Genomic DNA, 17,338 nt, shown 5'->3' on the forward strand with positions numbered 1-17,338 from the left:
AAAGATGCCCAACGAAGAGGAGTTCATTGGAAACACGCCACGAGGCCTGGACGAATTGTCAGTCTGGACATCGCGTCATGTCGAGGCAGCACTGGAGCCGGAATTGCCCATTATCGACTCGCACCATCATTTGTACGACGATGAGCGCGGCCGATATCTGGCGCCGGAGATGTTGGATGAGATTTCGTCAGGGCACAACGTCGTGGCGACGGTATATCTGCAGCATTCTGCCTCGTATCGCACAGAAGGCCCGGAGGCGCTGCGCCCGGTGGGAGAGGTCGAGTTTGCGGCGGGTGTCGCGCGCGCAGCCGCAACGCAGTCTGTACGTTTGTGTGCGGGCATCGTCGGCCATGCCGATCTGGCATTAGGCGATCAGGTCTTGCCGGTGCTCGAAGCGCAACAGGAGGCCGGTAACGGCTATCTGAGGGGTATTCGGCATGGCGCAACCTGGGATGCAGGCCGCGCGGGCTATGGCCGGACTTTCGCGCGCAGGCATCTTTTGCTCGCGCCGGAGTTCCGTGCGGGTTACGCGCATCTTTCCCGGATGGGATTGTCATTCGATGCCTGGATCTTTCATCCTCAGTTGCCCGAGCTGATCGATCTATTGCAGGCCTTTCCAGAAACGCCGGTGGTGCTGAATCACTGCGGCGGCATCTTGGGCATACCCCCCCATACCGATCATGAGCAAGTGTTCAACGTCTGGAGCCGACATATCCGGGATCTCGCCCGATACCCGAACCTGAGCGTGAAATTGGGCGGCCTGGGAATGCTGTATGGCGGCCATCAGTTTCACCATGATATTGAGCCGCCATCGTCGGAAACACTGGCCGAAACATGGAAACCGTATGTCGAGACCTGTATCGAGGCATTCGGCCCGGCGCGAGCAATGTTTGAGAGCAATTTTCCTGTCGACAAGCAAAGCTGCGGTTATGGCGCACTGTGGAATGCGTTCAAGCGGCTGACACGGTCCTATACGGACTCGGAGCGAGCCTGCTTGTTTCATGATACGGCTAAAAAGTTTTATCGGCTCGACTTGCCGCCGCCTGCGTGATGGCAGCACTGCGTCCGAAGGAACGCTTCGGGCGCACTGACAATCTACTGGGGCATGCAAGTTTGCCCGCGCGATCGACCCTGTCGTATCAGGGCATCTGATTTCATCAATCAATTTTGAGGCGAAGCCCAAAAGGCGGCCGCTATTCCGACGCCGTTGGGTTGGCTGGGCCGCCTTATATAGACGTTGTTGAATGGAACAAGGTCCAAAATAACGGAGATAGACCGCATGGCAACTGATATTGGTTCTAGCGATCCGCGTCAACGCCGATTCGTCGTGGCCTCCACGTTTATCGGCGCGACGATCGAGTGGTATGACTTTTATATTTTTGGCGTGCTATCGGCGTTGTTTCTGAACAAGCTGTTTTTTCCCACGTTCGATGACACGACAGGGACGATGCTGGGGTTCATGGCCTTTGCCACGGCATGGATTGCCAGGCCGATAGGCGGGGTGGTAGCCGGCCACCTGGGCGACAGAATAGGAAGAAAAAAAATTCTGCTTTGGAGTTTCATCATCATGGGACTGGCGACCATGATGATTGGAATGCTGCCCACCTATGACAACGCAGGATCGACGGGAGCGGTCTTGCTGGTGCTGCTGCGTATTGTGCAAGGGCTGTCAGTAGGTGCGGAGTACGGCGGCGCCGTTGTGACGGTGGTGGAGCATGCGGAGAAATCCAAGCGGGGTTTCTACGGCAGCGTGCCACAGATAGGATCATTCCTGGGTTTGCTGCTGGGCAACGGGACGTTCGTTCTGATGACTTACCTGGATAACGACGCGATGATGACCTGGGGATGGCGGGTGCCATTTCTGTTCAGTGCGTTGATGCTGGTGGTAGGTGTGCTGATTCGCAAGCGTATGGCCGAATCGCCTGACTTCGAAAAAGCCAAACGGCAAGGTGCGATTGAGCGTATTCCCTTTGTGACCGTGGTCCGGAAGTATCCACGTCAATTGATATCCGTCATGCTGGCGCAGGGAGCACCGAACACGTTCTTCTGGACTTGCGCGGTGGCCATGGTGTCCTACGGCGTCACGCGTCTTGGATTTACACAGACGCAGATGCTCGCTGCTGTGTGCGTGGGTGCAGCCGTAGAGATGTGCACGCTGCCATTGTTCGGCAAATTGTCTGACAGGGTAGGACGCCGCAAGGTTTTTGTCGCTGGATTGATTGTTCTGCCCATTGCCAGCATTCCCCTGTTTGCTGTGGCGCAAACGCAGTCCTATATGTGGCTGGTGATCAGCTACGCACTCGTACTGGGCATTGGTCATTCGGCCAGCTACGCAGCGCAACAGGCCCTGTTCGCTGAAATGTTCCCTACATCCGTCCGATATTCGGGCATTTCAATCGGATATCAAATGTCCGGGGCCTTGTTTGCGGGTCCTTTGCCGATCATCGCGACGGCGTTGATTGCCTATCAGAATGGCAGTTTGTGGCTCTTCTACGGCTACGTCGTGGCAGTCGCGATCATCAGTATCTTGGCCATCATGGCGGGAAAACCTCACTACAGCCAAGTTCAAATAAAGACGTCATTAGAACAGGAGGCCGCGCGCGAACGTAGTCAAACGGCCTGATTGCCAAGTTCGTGCCACACGTTCCGGATGGAACGAAGGATCACGTCGCCTGGGGAGGGAGGACTCCAGGCGATGGAACAAGCGTTACCAGCAACTCACCAAAATCGAGGAGACGACAATGTTGGAAGAACGTGAAACCCGTAAGCAGGGAGTCCTGCGTGAGCGGTTTTTTGTAGCCGTTGCTGCGGTGATGGCGACCGGTGCTTTTGCAAGCACGCCGGCATACGCGGCGGGCGACTATCCCAGCAGACCCATACGATTGATTGTTGCTACGCCGCCAGGCGGGGCGACAGATATTACGGCGCGCCTGGTGGCCCAGAAAATGGGAGAAAAGTTGGGGCAGACTATCGTGGTCGAGAATCGGCCCGGAGGCGACACGATGGTTGGCACGCGCGCAGTCAAGGAACTGCCTGCTGACGGCTACACCGTACTGGCGCAATCGTTGGGATTCTTGTCCGTGCCTGTGACGAAAAAGAATCCGGGATACAGCATCAAAGATTTCACCGGCGTCGGGATCATGGCGCGTTCACCTTTTTTGATGGTGGTCGGCGGCGACACGCCATATAAGTCGCCAAAGGACTATATCGCCGATGCCCGGGCGCACAATATTACGTTCGCCTCCGGTGGCACGGCCAGCGCGCCGCATCTGGCTGCGGAACAGTTCGTCCGTTCCGAGGGGCTGAATATCCTGCATGTTCCTTATAAAGGCAACGGGGAAGCCCTACCCGATGTGGCTGCGGGCCGTGTCGGAATGATCTTCGACGCCTACATCGGCTCGGCGCCCTTTATTGAAGTTGGCCGTTTGCGGCCGCTGGCCGTCACGTCGACCGAACGCATACAGCCCTTGCCGCAGGTGCCCACGTTCAAGGAGCTGGGATTCGACTATTCCTACACAGTCTGGCTCGGCTTGTTAGTGCGCGAGGGAACCCCGCCAGCCGCGATAGAAAAGCTCTCGGACGCCCTGAAGTATGCGCTGCAGACTGAGGTCGGCACACGATTGAAATCGGAGGGCGCCGATACGACTTTCATGACGCCGGATCAGTTCAACCGGTATCTGAACGATGAGGCCGCTCAGATGAACAAGCTCGCGGCGCAGTTGAATCTGCCGCGCGAATAGTGTTTGGCGACGCTTAATCCAGGAGAATTTCTTATATGCGTGCGATTACGTTTCCTGGCGATCGCCAGGTGGAAATCATCGAGATGCCGGACCCCACTCCGGGGCCGTTAGATGCGGTCATCGAGATCAAGGCTTCAGGAATGTGCGGCAGTGATCTGATCTACTACCGGCGTCCGGTGGGCACGCCAATGAGCGAAAAATTCCAGTATCAGTCTGGTCCATTGATCGCGGGGCATGAGCCTTGCGGGGTTATCGTGGCGCTGGGCTCAGCCGTGCCGGAGTCATTCGGTCGTGTAGGTGATCGAGTGATGGTGCATCATTATTCCGGCTGCAGCGCGTGCAGCCTGTGCCGTTCGGGCTGGCAACAGCTGTGTCAGGAAGCGCCCAGCCGTACCTATGGCAATAACGATCATGGCTGCCATGCGCATTACTTCAAGGTTCCCGCCATGACCTTGGTGCCGTTGCCTGACACACTGTCATTCGCAGCGGGCGCCGCGATTTCCTGCGGCACGGGGACGGCTTATGGGGCTTTGCGTCGCCTGGCGCTATCCGGCAACGAGACGATCGCGATCTTTGGCCAGGGCCCGGTCGGCTTGGCGGGCACACAGTTGGCGCGCGCGATGGGCGCCCGAGTCATTGCATTGGACATCAACGCCGATCGTTTGCGGCGCGCGATCGAGTTTGGCGCCGATCATGTGATCAACCCCGCCCAGGACGACCCGGTGAGCGCCATCAAAGACCTGACCCGTGGCTATGGGGCGGATTCCTCGATGGACAGCTCAGGCTCGGGGCCGGGGCGTATTGCAGCGATTCGATGCCTGAAAGTATGGGGCAAAACATGTTTTGTCGGCGAGGGCGGCGAACTGAAGGTCGACGTCAGTCCGGATCTGTTGCGCCGCCAGATTACGGTGATGGGTTCGTGGACATTCTCGACGATCATCCAGGCAGAATGCGCGCAGTTCATCGCCGACAAGAAAGTCGATGCCGACGCGGTATTTACTGACTATTGGCAATTAGATCAGGCCGAAGAGGCGTACCGGCTGTTTGACAAGCAAACCACCGGAAAAGGAGTGTTTCTGATATAGATGATCAACTACCCCGTCAGCGCTCAGGTGATGTTGTACCGCTGGGCGCTTGACTTGCCGGCGTTGCAGGAGCGGCGTTGGTGTTTGTGCCACTGCCGCCGCTGCTGCTGATGCTGCTGCCGGACGCAGGCACTGTCGGCCGCTTAAGGCTGATTATCGAATGTCTGGACAGCTCCGAGCGGAGCAAGCCAGGAGAATCTGCGTTTGGCCCAAATCTGTCGCACGGGCGGTCCCAGCTCGTAGCGTTGCTTTAACGTGCCGACGCGCAGAGAATAAGTTTGCGGATTGTCGGCCGCGCAGGCATAAACCGGCCCACCGCAGTTGTCGCAAAAGGCATGAATGCGCTTGGTTCCGCTATCCGCAACCTTCAAATACCGCTTAGGGATTCCTTTCAACAGCCGGAATTTATCTGCGGGTGCAGGAATATTGGTGCGAAAAACGGAACCGGACTGCATTTGGCAATCAGCGCAGTGGCAGATGGAAATCGTACCCGGTTCGACCTCTGCCTCATACGCAATAGCGCCACAATGACATTGACCCTGGACTTTCATCGTTTCTCCCGGTAGATGATAGGCGTAGCCTACGTTTTTAGTGTAGGCTCTTGGCGCTATTCTTTTGGAATGCCCAGCTCCTGAATCAATTCACGAGGTAGCGCTTGCCTTCCTATTCAAGTGCAAACAAAGCGCCCGCACCGGCCGTCCCAGGATGGCCGGTGAAATCGTGCGGCGCGAAAGCTCAAGCCGCCTTATTCAAGATCGCTGGCGGGGTATTCCAGTACCAAGGCCTCGAGCCCGTTTTCCCCAGCCTGGATCGTGAATTCTGCTTCGTTGCTTTCGACCACGACCATGGACCACAGGCCTAATTCTTCGCCTTTGTGCACCAAGCTGCCATTGCCGACGAATATGTAATACCCGCCGCTTTTGCTCGGGTCGGGACCTAACGTCTTCATTCCGGCACCCAGGCGCACGACCTGTGCATGCATCTCATCATCGCCCTTGAGAACCGTCTCCCATTGAGGTTCTTTGCGCGATCTCATGACCGGCTCGATAGAAAAGCCGACGGGCTCAGAAGCCAGGTTGCGGCGCTTGCTGGGTTTGATCCGGTCTCGGTAGTCGGGTGAGCTCAGGTATACGGGTTCCGAGTTGCCCGTGAACATGCGCAATGCAACGAAAGTCAGACCTTGCGGTCCGGCTGCGATCGGGCCGTATGCGGTGTGATGATCTTTGAACTGCACGGTCAGCGGCTGCAGTTTTTGGCCGCGGTTGCCGATTTCGCCCGAGCCTGCCAGGAACAGCTGAAACATGGAGACGCCGTGAAAGTGCGGAACGATAGATTCGTTGGCGTTGAGTTCCGACATCGTGGCCTGCGGTCCAGGGGCGTGAGTATTCGAAGAGCGGGGGCCGAAATAGACCGTTCCCCAGTGCTCGATGCCGGTCCCCGGCGAGACGATGACCCTGCGTTGCGCCAATGCGTCGGCGCCACTGCGCGTGTAAATCATTTGGAAAACCTCCGATAAGAGTTTGGCGTAGCCGTTCTGCCGCGAGGAACTCCTGCCGCGCTGCATGGTGGCGTCAGAGAAATCTTAGCACAAAGTTTTATTTAATAGCATTGGTTTTATTCAGTGGAACTTTATGGGAAGGAAAGCCCTATTTCCGGTCGAAACGGAGCTTTGGCCAGGTTTCGATAAAAGAAACTAAATTCGTTAATCAGATTGTTCGGGTAGGATGGCAGTCCGTCGGCATGCCACCACGCAGGGGCGAAGGACTGAGGGCGCAGACGGTGAAAAGAGAATCACAGCGTGAGGTTGAACACTGCAGTAATGCTATACTCGCGCATCGCTGGCCGGTTAGTATTTCAGTGGTAGAAACCCGGACGCCTATGAGGCAATCATCTTGAATCGGGCATCCTGCGTCTACGGGCCTGCGACCGTCCAGTTAACCGAGTCTATACGAGGCTGCTTATGATGCGCTCAGTTCAACGGATTATGGCGATCTTCGAGAGCTTCAGCGCGGAGCGTAATAGTCTGTCGCTGCAGGAACTGGCCGATCACATCGAGCTACCCAAATCCACCGCATTCCGTATTGTGCAGAGCCTGGAGAAAGCCGGCTACCTGGTGCGTATGGATGACCGGCAATACTGCTTGTCGCTTCGATTCCTGCGCTTGGCCGGTATGGTCAAAAGCACTTTGGGGATCCGCGAGATTGCCCGTCCTGTGATGGCGGACCTCTCTCAAAAAACCCAAGAAGCAACCTCGATTCATACGGTGATTGGCTCCAATCGGGTTTGCATCGAGTCCGTCGCGGCCGCAACGACGTTGCGCAGCGTGGTGCAGCCCGGAGAGCAGGTTCCCCTGCTGGCGGGCTCTGCGTCCAAAATCTTGCTGGCATATATGCCGAAAAAAGAGCTGTCGGCATTTTTGCCCGCGGTGGCCAAAGGCACCAAACGTACTCAAACGGCCATTCAAGAAGAGCTCAAGGCCGTCCACCAGGCAGGCTATGCGGTCTCGCATGGCGAACGCCTATTGGGTGTGAGCGCCATTTCCGCACCGATCTTCGATGTCAACGAAGAGGTGAAATACTGCCTTTCGTTGGGTGGTGCTTCCGTACGTATTCAGGCCAACGAAAAGGCGCTGATCAAACTAGTCGTTCAATCGGCAGCCGAGATCAGCCGCCAATTCGGCGGAGGGGCCGGCGTTGCCTGAACAACGCGCCTCTTAGGCCATCGGCGGGATCTGTTCGCCGCTTCCTCACTCAAGCGCACCGCAGTGCCAGTTGCATGACTGAGCCCTGGAAAGGCTGCGGTCGCGCGTGATTCTCTCCGCTCGGCGAGTTCATGCTCGATGTCCAGCAGCATGCCCGTTCATTTCATCTTCGCACGGTCTCTTCATTTCAAGCGCTTCGTAGTTTTATTCATCGGAACTAATACTGATGATTAGAATTAATGAGCTAACATATGACACTCGCCAAGCGGCTGAAATAGACGAGGGCGGAACGTGATATTCGAGATACCAACTGGAGACGGCAGCAATGCATAGCGATAGCAGTATGGAAGGCTGGACCCCCAGCAAACGCCTGGAGGGACGAGTAGCCATCGTGATCGGAGCGGGGCAAAGTCCGGGCGAGGGGCTGGGGAACGGGCGCGCGACCGCGCTGCGTTTCGCCCGCGAGGGCGCCAGAGTTCTTTCGGTAGATCGCAATCTGGAATCCGCGCAAGAGACCGCAGAAATCATCAAAAAGGAAGGCTTCGAGGCTGAGGCATGCGCGGCAGACGTGACGCGCGAACAGGATCTGGAGGCGGCCATTCTTCAGGCGCGCGACGCCTGGGGCAGCGTTGATATCCTGCACAACAATGTGGGAGTGTCGTTGGCAGGCGGCGACGCCGATCTGATGGACATCGACGAGGAGCATTTCGACTTCGTCTGTCGCGTCACCTTGCGGGGGACCGTTTTCGCATGCAAACACGCAGTGCGTATCATGCGTGAGCAACGCAGCGGGGTGATCGTCAATATCGCTTCGGCCGCAGCTGTGGGCCGGTATCCCTATGTCGCCTATAAGGCCAGCAAAGCAGGCGTGGTCGCGTTCACCGAGCAATTGGCCCTGCAGAATGCCGAGTACGGTATTCGCGCCAATTCGATTCTGCCCGGTTTGATCGCGACCCCGATGGCAATTGGCCGTCGCATAGAACACTGGAAACAGCCTCGCGAGCAGGTCGAGGCGGAGCGGTTGGCCAAGATCCCTCTGCGGCGGCATGGCTCTGCCTGGGATGTCGCCAATGCCGCGCTTTATCTGGCGTCGGATGAGTCGGCGTTTGTGACCGGGACGTCATTACTGGTCGATGGCGGACGGGTGCTTAATCGGATTTGACGTCAATGCGGCCATTTGGCCGCGATAGCACTACGCTACAACAAGGCCGCCCAAAAGGCGGCCTTGTTGTTTTTAGATTTCGATCATTTCGAAATCGACCTTCGTGGCAGAACATTCGGGACAAATCCACGTATCAGGTATGTCGTCCCATCGCGTTCCAGGTGGAATGCCTTCTTCGGGGATGCCGGCGGCTTCTTCGTAAATGAAGCCGCACAGAATGCATTGCCAGGTTTTGAAAGGTTGCTCGGTGATGGTCTCAGGAGAGGCTGTAGTCATGATGATACATAGTCCAAAAGCTTCGAGGGCGCCGTTTTGGCGGCGCCGATTGCTCAGGCAGCGGTGGCCTCGCGCAGTTGTCCGGAGGCAGCAGCGATGCTGGCAAGCAGTCGGCTGGGTTGCCACCGCTTTCCATAGGCTGCATGCCATTCGCTGATCTGCCGGTAGATATTGTCCGCGCCGATGCTGTCCGCCCAGTACAGCAGACCCCCACGGTGCCGCGGGAAGCCAAAGCCGTTGAGCCACATCACATCGATATCGCTGGCGCGCAGTGCCTTGCCTTCGTCAATGATCTTGCAGGCTTCGTTCACTGAGGCGAATAGCAGGCGTCGCAGAATTTCGTCGTCGCTGAACTGGCGCTGCGGAATATTGAAGTCGCGCGCGACGCCCGCAATGACCTCAGCCACCACTGGGTCCGGCATCGGCGTGCGGCTGCCGGCTTCGTAGCGATACCAGCCGGCGCCGACCTTCTGGCCGTGACGGCCCATTTCTGCCAGGCGGTCGGGAACATGCAGCTTGCGGTATTCGGGATTGGCGGCCGCACGCCGTTTGCGCGTGTCATAACTGACATCCAGCCCGGACAGATCACTGACAGCGAAGGGGCCCATTGGATAGCCGAAATCCATCATTACCTTGTCGATCTGCTGCGGCAATGCGCCTTCCTCGAGCAGCAGCATCATTTCGGTCACCAGCGGCGCGCGGCTGCGGTTGGCGGCGAAACCATCGCAGCTGCCGGCAATGACGCTGATCTTGCCCAGGTCGCGGCCCATCTTCGCCGCGCGCAGGATCGTTTCTATCGAGGAGGCGTCGCCTTTAACGATTTCGCATAGCTTCATCACGTTGGCCGGTGCAAAGAAGTGAGATCCCGCCACCATATGCGGACGCTGCGTCGCGCTCGCGATCGTGTTGATGTCAATGGCCGACGAGTTCGTCAACAGCAGCGCATCGGGACCCATGATCCTGTCCAGCTTGGAGAAAATTTCAAGCTTCAGGTCAATACGCTCGAATACGGCCTCGATCACCGCGTCGCAATCGACGATATCGTCGTAACTGAGCGTTGGCTGGATGAGCGCCATGCGTTCACGAATCTCGTCCTCGGTGATCGTGTTGCGCTTTAGCTTGGCGGCATAGTTGGCCGCGATACGCTGTATGCCGCGTTCCAGGCCCTCGGCGCTGGCATCCAGCAGGCGGACGGCGATGCCGGCGTCGGCAAAGGCCATGGCAATACCTCCCCCCATGGTGCCTGCACCAATGACGGCAGGCCGCGTTACGCGTGGCGGCCGGTAGTCTTCGGGTGCTCCGGGGACCTTGGCCGAGGTGCGCTCGGCAAAAAAGGCATAACGCAATGCACGCGATTCGTCGGAGCCCTCTAGTTCGGAGAATCGGGCGCGCTCCAGGGCCATGCCTTCCGGGACGGATCGCGAGGTCGCTGCCTCGACCAGCTCGATCGCATAGGCCGCAGCCTTGATGCGTTGGCGTGCGGTGCGTTTGCGTGCCTCGGCGAATACGCGCTCGTCGGCATCCTGGATCGTCATGCTGTCCACGTGGGGCAGGGGGGCCGCGGGTGAGCGGCGCTGAATCAGGTCGCGCGCGGCCCCCAGCACAGGCTGTTCCGTGACGAGATCCACGATGCCCAGGGCCAGCGCTTCTTTGGCGTCAACGTGCCGTCCGCTCAGGATGAGGTCCAGGGCGGCACGGGCGCCTACTAGCCGGGGCAGCCGTTGCGTCCCGCCGCCGCCGGGAATCAGCCCGATCTTTATTTCCGGCAATCCCATGCGTGCGCTGGGCGCGGCAACGCGGTAGTGACAGGCCAATGCATGCTCGAGTCCGCCACCCAGGCAGTACCCCTCAATGGCAGCCACAATGGGTTTCGCGCTCTGGACGATGGCAGCGGTGCTCTCGGCGCTGGAAATTCCGCGGGCTTTGCCGAACTGCCGGATATCTGCGCCCGCAATGAAATTGCGATTGGCGCCTGTCAGAACGATGGCTTGTACGGCGGGATCCGCATTCGCGCGTTCGATGCCGGCAACAATTTCCTCGCGCATTCCCGGCGCCATGGCATTGACGGGCGGGTTATCAACCGTAATGACGGCGAGCTGATCGTTCACCTCGTATCGGACCGTAGGGACCGAATTCATGGCTATCTCCTTCGTGATTTCCGCGCGAATGTTCGAAAAAAACGGAATTCGCGCTGTTGTCTTGACCGGTCGTCATGCTACCATGATATCCACACAGTGACATTAGTTTTGATGAATGAAACTTTTTGGCTGGGCCGTCGGAACGAACATAGATTGATCGTTCCCGAGGCCAGAGGGCAGCAAGCCCAGACCAGATCATGGAGGAGATAGCGTGAGTATCCGAGGCAAGGCGTGCATTGTGGGCGCCTACGAACATCCCCTGCGCCATGCGCCGGAGCACTCGCTGGCGCGGCTGCATGCCGAGGTCGCCGTCGGTGCTCTGGCCGACGCCGGCCTGGACAAGAATGACATCGACGGCTATTTCTGCGCCGGCGATTCCCCCGGGGCCAACCCGTGGTCCATGGCCAATTATCTGAACCTGAGGCAGTTGCGGCATATCGATTCCACTGACATGGGCGGGTGTTCCTACCTGATCCACGTGGCGCACGCTGCGCAAGCTATCGCCGCGGGAAAATGCAATGTGGCGCTGATCACGCTGGCGGGCCGCCCGAGATCCGAGGGGGTGTCCGGTACGCAAGTGCGTGTGCGCGGATCGAATCTGCCGGAAACGCCATTCGAGATTCCCTATCGTCCGGTGACGCTGAATTTGTACGCGATGTGCGCCATGCGCCATATGTACGAGTTCGGCACGACAAGCGAGCAATTGGCCTGGGTCAAGGTGGCGGCGTCGCATCATGCCCAGCACAACCCGAACGCCATGCTGCGCGATGTGCTCAGTGTGGAGGACGTGCTGGCATCACCCATGATCGCTGATCCGCTGCGGCGCATGGATTCGTGTGTGGTCACCGACGGGGGCGGCGCGATCATCGTTGCCCGGCCTGAGATCGCCCGTTCATTGAAGCGTCCTGTGGTCAGCGTGCTGGGCACCGGTGAAACCACCAAGCATCAGGACGGCGGAGAGATTGATCTGACCTATACGGGGGTTGCCTGGACTGGGCCACGCGCCTTTGCGGAGGCGGGACTGAGCCCGGCCGACATTCAGTACGCCTCCATTTACGACAGCTTCACCATCACGGTCCTGTTGCAGCTAGAGGATCTGGGTTTCTGCGCCAAGGGCGAGGGTGGCAGGTTCGTATCCGATGGCAATTTGATATCCGGTGTGGGCCGCCTGCCGTTCAATACGGACGGCGGCGGAATGTGCAACAACCATCCGTCCAACCGCGGGGGGATGACGAAGATCATCGAGGCGGTGCGCCAATTGCGCGGCGAGGCGCATCCCAAGGTGCAAGTGCAGGACTGTCAGTTCGCCTTGGCTACCGGCGTCGGCGGCGCGATCGGTCACCGTCACGGCGCAGCGACACTGATCATGGGCAGGGAGTAAGCGTATGCAAACCAATGACGAAGCCAAACTGGCCGACCCGGCGATGAACCCAGGTGACGAGGCCTATTTCGCTGCCGCCAAAGAGGGCCGCTTGCTGCTCAAACGCTGCTCGGCCTGCGGCAAGACCCACCATTATCCGCGCGCGATCTGCCCATTCTGCTGGAGTGACCGTGTGGAATGGGTCGAGGCCAGCGGCCTGGGCACGATCTACACCTATAGTGTGACCCGCCGCGGAGAGCAGTACTGCATTGCTTATGTGACACTGCAGGAAGGCCCCACGCTGATGACCAATATTGTCGATTGTGATCTGGATCGAATTCGCATCGGGGATATCGTGCGCGTGGTGTTCAAGCCGACCGAAGGCGGCTGGGCCATTCCGATGTTCAGCACCGGCGTTACAGGAGCGGGCCAATGAACACGTCTGTGAACGGCAGTCGTTCGCGGCCGCTGTGCTTCTACAGCGCGGTGGGCTCGAGGCTGAGTGTCTATCATCTCGACCCGCAGACCGGCCGTCTGGCACTGCGCGGTGGTGCAGACATGCCTGCAAAAGTGCAATACGCGTGGCGTCATCCCAGTCTACCGGTCCTGTATGTGGGAACCTCCAGCGCCGGTCCCCGTCAGGCGTCACTGGAAAATCACGTCAGTGCGTGGAGCATCGCCGCAGACGGCAGCCTGCAGCCCCTCGGCCAGTCGCAGATCCTTCCGGCGCGTCCCGTACATATCTGCGTGCATCCTTCCGGGCCGTTCTTGTTGAGCGGCCATAATTTCGGCGGCGGAAATCTCACCGTGCACGCGCTGAACCCGGATGGTTCGATCGGGGCGGCGGTTGCGCAGCATGAGGTCCAGGATTTCGGCATCTATCCCCATCAAGTCATGACGTTGCCTGGAGGGGACTATGCGCTTATCGTGGACCGCGGCAATTCGCCCAAGGACGAACGGCCTGAAGATCCTGGCGCCCTGCGTACGTATCGCATGACCGATGGGCAACTGGGGGCAGGGCAGGTCGTAGCGCCTAATGAAGGGTATGGCTTTGGGCCGCGCCACGTCGCGTTTCATCCTTCCGGCCGCTGGCTGTATGTCTCGGACGAGCGATTTAATTGCTTGCACGTGTTCGCGCTGGACGGCTCGTTGATCGATCCGCAGCCCTTGCAGACATTGTCCACGCTTCGAGATCCCGGCAACGCCAAGCAGCGGCAATTGGCCGGCCCCATCCACGTTCATCCTAACGGCCGCGCCGTGTATGTGGCGAACCGGGCCGATGGCGTTATTGAACAGCAGGGGCGACAGGTGTTCGGGGGTGGTGAGAACAACATAGCCGTATTCGAGATAGATCCGACCAGCGGCAAGGTGGCACCGGTACAGCATGCTGATACCGAGTCGTTCCACGTGCGGACGTTTTCCATGGATGGCGACGCGCGCGTGCTGGTGGCTGCCAGTGTCAAACCGATGGCTACGGAGGCAGGTCCCGTCGCGGCGTCACTGACGGTTTTTCGCATGGACGGCGTCCTGCTGCAGCAGCTGCATCGCGAGGAAGTGGCAACCCCTGGAACGGAACTGCAGTACTGGACGGGACTGGGCACGGTCTGTACCGAGCCGACGTAATTTTTTTCGGATTTTATTAAACGGAACTGGTTTCTAAATTGATCCAATGCGGGCAGCCATCCTGGATGCCGGTGCCCCGGAAACGGCGCAACCTCGATCGATGCAGTGCCACAACCCAATGAGTTGAACAATCATGAGCAATTTCAAATATTTGTTGGAACCACGATCCATCGCCATCGTCGGCGTTTCGGAAGAGACCGGCAGGCCGGGCACGCAGGCGCTGCGGGCATTGCGCGCCAATGGCTTCGCAGGAAAGATCTACCCGGTCAATCCCAAGTATGAGCACTTTGACGACCTGACGTGCTATCCCTCCGTGGAGGCCATTGGCGCGGATGTCGATCTGGTGATCATCGGTGTACCGGCCAAGGCCGTTCTGCCCGTGATGGAAGGATGTGCGACCAAGAAAGTGAAGTATGCGCTGATCCTGAGCGGCGGTTTCCGGGAAAGCGGAGAAGAAGGCATCGAGCGCGAGCGGCGGTTATTGGAGATCGCACGCGGCGCTGGAATCCGCCTGGTGGGCCCGAACTGTCTGGGCTTTGCCAACATCCACGCAGGCGTCTACGCTGCGTTTGGCAGTATTACGCGCGAACCCAAGCTAGCGCGCGGTGGCGTGTCGCTGGTGACGCAAAGCGGGGGATTCGGCTACAGCATCGCGCTGGCATGCGCAGAGGAGGGCATAGGCTTTCGTCATGTGATCGCGACGGGGAACGAGAGCGACATCGATACGGTGGACTTCATCGAATCGCTCGTCGACGATGACCAGACGCAGTGCATCGTTGCCTATATAGAAGGTACCCGGGATGGCCGCCGTCTCTTGGCCGCGGGCCGCAGGGCGCTGGCGGCGGGCAAGCCTGTCTTGCTCTGGAAGGGCGGCGTGACCGAAGAAGGCGCACGCGCCGCCGAGTCGCACACGGCGAGTATGACCGGTACCTATGACTTCTACCGGGCCTTGTATAAGCAGAGCGGCATTGTCGAGATCACCGAGCTGCACGAAATCGTCGACTACCTGAAACTGTTGCAGTCGGGCAAGCGGTTGCAGGAACCGGGAATCGCTGTAATGGGCGTTTCCGGTGGCTCGGCCATTGTTTTCGCGGACGCCGGTGCGCGCCAGGGCCTGAAACTATGCGACCTGTCCGCACAGACGCAGGAACGTCTGGCTCCGGTGGTGCCTAGCATTGGCGCGATTCACAACCCGATCGACCTCACGGCGGGATACTTCGCCGAGGGTAACCAGGACAAGCTGGAAATCGCGCTGCGCGCAGTCATCGAGGACCGTGCTGTCGGCGGCATATGCGTCAACATCGCCACCACCGGCGCATCGGGCAGTTTGGTCGCTGCCAAGGTGCTGACACGCGTTGCCCGGGATTACGACAAACCTGTGGTGGTCTTTTCATCGACGCCAAAGTCCATCAACGGCGAGGCGCGCCAGGTGTTCGCAGATGGCGGAGTGCCCGTATTTCCGTCTCCATCGCGCGCTGCCAACGCATTGGGGGTCCTGCTGCGTCTGGATCGGATCAAGCGCAGTCAGACCGCCGTTGCAGGCGAGCGCGGGACGCCGGCAGCCATCAAGGTGGGTGACGTGTTCTCCGAAATGGAGTCCAAGGCCATTCTGTCTGAGGCGGGTGTTCCGGTGACGCGTGACGTGCTGCTGCCGGCAGGACAGATGCCCGACTTGAAAGGTTTCAAGTTTCCGGCGGTGGCCAAGATCGTCTCGCGCGACATCCCCCACAAGTCAGAAGTGGGTGGCGTGAAGCTGAACTTGCGCACCGAAGGCGAAGTACGCACCGCGATCGACGAAGTGTTGTCCAATGCGGCTCGCCTGGCCCCGGGTGCGAAGATCGACGGCGTGCTGGTGTCGGAAATGGTGGGCGGCGGTTTTGAACTCATTGCCGGTAGCGTGAACGACGAGGTATTTGGCCCAGTCGTCATGGTGGGGGCGGGCGGCATCTACGCAGAGATTCTCAAGGATGTGTCGTACCGGCTCGCGCCCTTTGACGAGTCGACGGCCATGGAAATGTTGGACGAGCTTCGTTGCCGCCCGATTTTTGACGGTGCGCGCGGTGGGGCAATCCTGGATGTGAGCGCGGCGGCGCGTGCCCTGGTGGCATTGTCTGAATTTGTCTGGGCCAATCGAGAGACAGTCCAGGAGGTCGATGTCAACCCGCTGTTCTTGGCCAAGGACGGGGTGGTCGCGGCCGATGCCCTCGTCGTGTCACGCAAGCCTGATGGCCATGGCGCCTGAAGGGAGGTTCTATGCAGCATGAAATTCACTGCCGTCCGCTGGGCTTGACCTATACCTGCGGCGAGGACGAAACCCTGCTGGCGGCCGCGTTGCGGCAAGGCCATATTGTGCCGCACAGTTGCAGCAGTGGCCGCTGCGGCACCTGCAAAGTCCGGATTCTGGAAGGCGACGTGGAGCGCGCCACGCCGAAGGATTGCGCGCTGACGCCGGCCGAGGAGGCCGAAGGACTGGCGCTGCTGTGCCAGTCCCGCGCGCACTCGCCGGTCACACTGGAATTGAACATGATCGACGAGACCGCGGATATTCCGGTACGCCGCATCATGAGCCGCGTGCATGAGCTGGAGCGTGTCGCGAGCGATGTCATGCGCATCACTCTGAAGCTAGCCGAGGGAGACGCGGTGAAGTTCGCGGCTGGGCAGCATGTGAATGTCGTGCTGGGCGCATCCGTCCGCCGCTGTGTGTCGATTGCCAATTCCCCTGGGCAAGATGGTTTTGTCGAGCTGCATTTAAAAAACTATGGCGGCGTCCTGAGTACACATGTGTTCGAGAAACTGAAAGCCGGCGACCTCATTCGCATGGAGGGTCCGCTGGGTATCTTTGCGATCCGGCGCAGCACCGAGAGGCCGATCGTCTTTGTGGCCAGCGGCACGGGCTTTGCACCGATCAAGGCCATGGTCGAGCAACTGATTCACGAAGGGTCGCGTCGCCCAGTGGCGTTCTACTGGGCCGGACGCCGTCCGGCGGATCTGTACATGGACGAGTTGGCGCGCAGTTGGGAGGCGCGCGCTGGCCTGCGCTATGTGCCTGTGCTCGCGCAGCCTCTGCCTGAGGATCAATGGCAGGGAAAAACCGGCTTTGTGCAAGATGTCATCGCACAAGATTTTCCGGATTTGAGTGGCCATGAGCTTTACATCTGCGGCGCGCCGATTCTGATCGACTCCGCTCGAAAGGTCCTGCAGGAACGCTGCGGCCTGCGCGATTTCTACACCGATGAATTCAAAAAATCCTGAG

15 protein-coding genes are annotated in these 17,338 nt (G+C 59.2%); 11 read left to right on the forward strand and 4 right to left on the reverse strand.

Features of this window, described 5'->3' with window-relative positions:
* Positions 1-4 precede the first annotated feature (4 nt).
* From ACNA0J_RS13455 to ACNA0J_RS13470, 4 genes are all read left to right on the forward strand, one after another.
* Positions 5-1,051 carry an amidohydrolase family protein gene (locus ACNA0J_RS13455; protein WP_415819363.1) on the forward strand — a complete coding sequence of 349 codons (1,047 nt, stop codon included), beginning with the start codon at positions 5-7 and terminating at the stop codon, positions 1,049-1,051.
* 228 nt (positions 1,052-1,279) lie between these two features.
* On the forward strand, positions 1,280-2,623 hold the full coding sequence (locus tag ACNA0J_RS13460; protein ID WP_415819364.1) for an MFS transporter: 1,344 nt from the start codon (positions 1,280-1,282) through the stop codon (positions 2,621-2,623).
* A 118-nt stretch (positions 2,624-2,741) separates the two neighbouring features.
* Positions 2,742-3,740: a Bug family tripartite tricarboxylate transporter substrate binding protein gene (locus ACNA0J_RS13465; protein WP_415819365.1), complete on the forward strand. Its 999-nt coding sequence runs from the start codon at positions 2,742-2,744 to the stop codon at positions 3,738-3,740.
* Between the two features lie 35 nt (positions 3,741-3,775).
* Entirely contained in the window at positions 3,776-4,825 is a 1,050-nt protein-coding gene (locus ACNA0J_RS13470; RefSeq protein ID WP_415819366.1) for a zinc-dependent alcohol dehydrogenase family protein, read from the forward strand.
* Between the two features lie 143 nt (positions 4,826-4,968).
* On the opposite strand, the gene ACNA0J_RS13475 is transcribed toward ACNA0J_RS13470, so the two are convergent.
* A complete protein-coding gene (locus ACNA0J_RS13475; protein WP_415819367.1) occupies positions 4,969-5,376 on the reverse strand; it encodes a GFA family protein in 408 nt (135 codons plus the stop codon).
* A gap of 194 nt (positions 5,377-5,570) precedes the next feature.
* On the reverse strand, positions 5,571-6,323 hold the full coding sequence (locus ACNA0J_RS13480; protein ID WP_415819368.1) for a hypothetical protein: 753 nt from the start codon (positions 6,321-6,323) through the stop codon (positions 5,571-5,573).
* A gap of 462 nt (positions 6,324-6,785) precedes the next feature.
* Here ACNA0J_RS13480 and ACNA0J_RS13485 point away from each other — a divergent pair, with 462 nt between their 5' ends.
* Together ACNA0J_RS13485 and ACNA0J_RS13490 are read left to right on the forward strand one after the other, a co-directional pair.
* Positions 6,786-7,526, forward strand: coding sequence for an IclR family transcriptional regulator (locus ACNA0J_RS13485; RefSeq protein ID WP_415819369.1), 741 nt, complete (start codon positions 6,786-6,788; stop codon positions 7,524-7,526).
* A 325-nt stretch (positions 7,527-7,851) separates the two neighbouring features.
* Positions 7,852-8,688 (forward strand): SDR family NAD(P)-dependent oxidoreductase, encoded by an 837-nt coding sequence (locus ACNA0J_RS13490; RefSeq protein WP_415819370.1) that lies wholly within the window; start codon positions 7,852-7,854, stop codon positions 8,686-8,688.
* A 72-nt stretch (positions 8,689-8,760) separates the two neighbouring features.
* On the opposite strand, the gene ACNA0J_RS13495 is transcribed toward ACNA0J_RS13490, so the two are convergent.
* Both ACNA0J_RS13495 and ACNA0J_RS13500 read right to left on the reverse strand, forming a co-directional pair.
* A complete protein-coding gene (locus ACNA0J_RS13495; protein ID WP_415819372.1) occupies positions 8,761-8,964 on the reverse strand; it encodes a rubredoxin in 204 nt (67 codons plus the stop codon).
* A 53-nt stretch (positions 8,965-9,017) separates the two neighbouring features.
* Positions 9,018-11,102, reverse strand: coding sequence for a 3-hydroxyacyl-CoA dehydrogenase NAD-binding domain-containing protein (locus ACNA0J_RS13500; protein WP_415819374.1), 2,085 nt, complete (start codon positions 11,100-11,102; stop codon positions 9,018-9,020).
* A 211-nt stretch (positions 11,103-11,313) separates the two neighbouring features.
* Here ACNA0J_RS13500 and ACNA0J_RS13505 point away from each other — a divergent pair, with 211 nt between their 5' ends.
* The 5 genes from ACNA0J_RS13505 to ACNA0J_RS13525 all read left to right on the forward strand — a co-directional run bounded on the left by ACNA0J_RS13505 (position 11,314) and on the right by ACNA0J_RS13525 (position 17,337).
* The gene (locus ACNA0J_RS13505; protein ID WP_415819375.1) at positions 11,314-12,483 is read left to right on the forward strand and encodes a thiolase domain-containing protein; all 1,170 of its coding nucleotides are present in this window, start codon (positions 11,314-11,316) and stop codon (positions 12,481-12,483) included.
* A 4-nt stretch (positions 12,484-12,487) separates the two neighbouring features.
* On the forward strand, positions 12,488-12,898 hold the full coding sequence (locus tag ACNA0J_RS13510; RefSeq protein WP_415819376.1) for a Zn-ribbon domain-containing OB-fold protein: 411 nt from the start codon (positions 12,488-12,490) through the stop codon (positions 12,896-12,898).
* Complete coding sequence (locus ACNA0J_RS13515) at positions 12,895-14,085, forward strand: lactonase family protein (RefSeq protein ID WP_415819377.1); 1,191 nt, start codon at positions 12,895-12,897, stop codon at positions 14,083-14,085. The genes ACNA0J_RS13510 and ACNA0J_RS13515 overlap by 4 nt, the downstream gene beginning before the upstream one ends.
* A 133-nt stretch (positions 14,086-14,218) precedes the next feature.
* On the forward strand, positions 14,219-16,327 hold the full coding sequence (locus tag ACNA0J_RS13520) for an acetate--CoA ligase family protein (RefSeq protein WP_415819378.1): 2,109 nt from the start codon (positions 14,219-14,221) through the stop codon (positions 16,325-16,327).
* A gap of 11 nt (positions 16,328-16,338) precedes the next feature.
* Positions 16,339-17,337, forward strand: coding sequence for a 2Fe-2S iron-sulfur cluster-binding protein (locus ACNA0J_RS13525; protein WP_415819379.1), 999 nt, complete (start codon positions 16,339-16,341; stop codon positions 17,335-17,337).
* Position 17,338 lies beyond the last annotated feature (1 nt).

The organism is Bordetella tumbae (assembly GCF_965139195.1).
Taxonomy (GTDB): Bacteria; Pseudomonadota; Gammaproteobacteria; order Burkholderiales; family Burkholderiaceae_B; genus Bordetella_A; species Bordetella_A tumbae.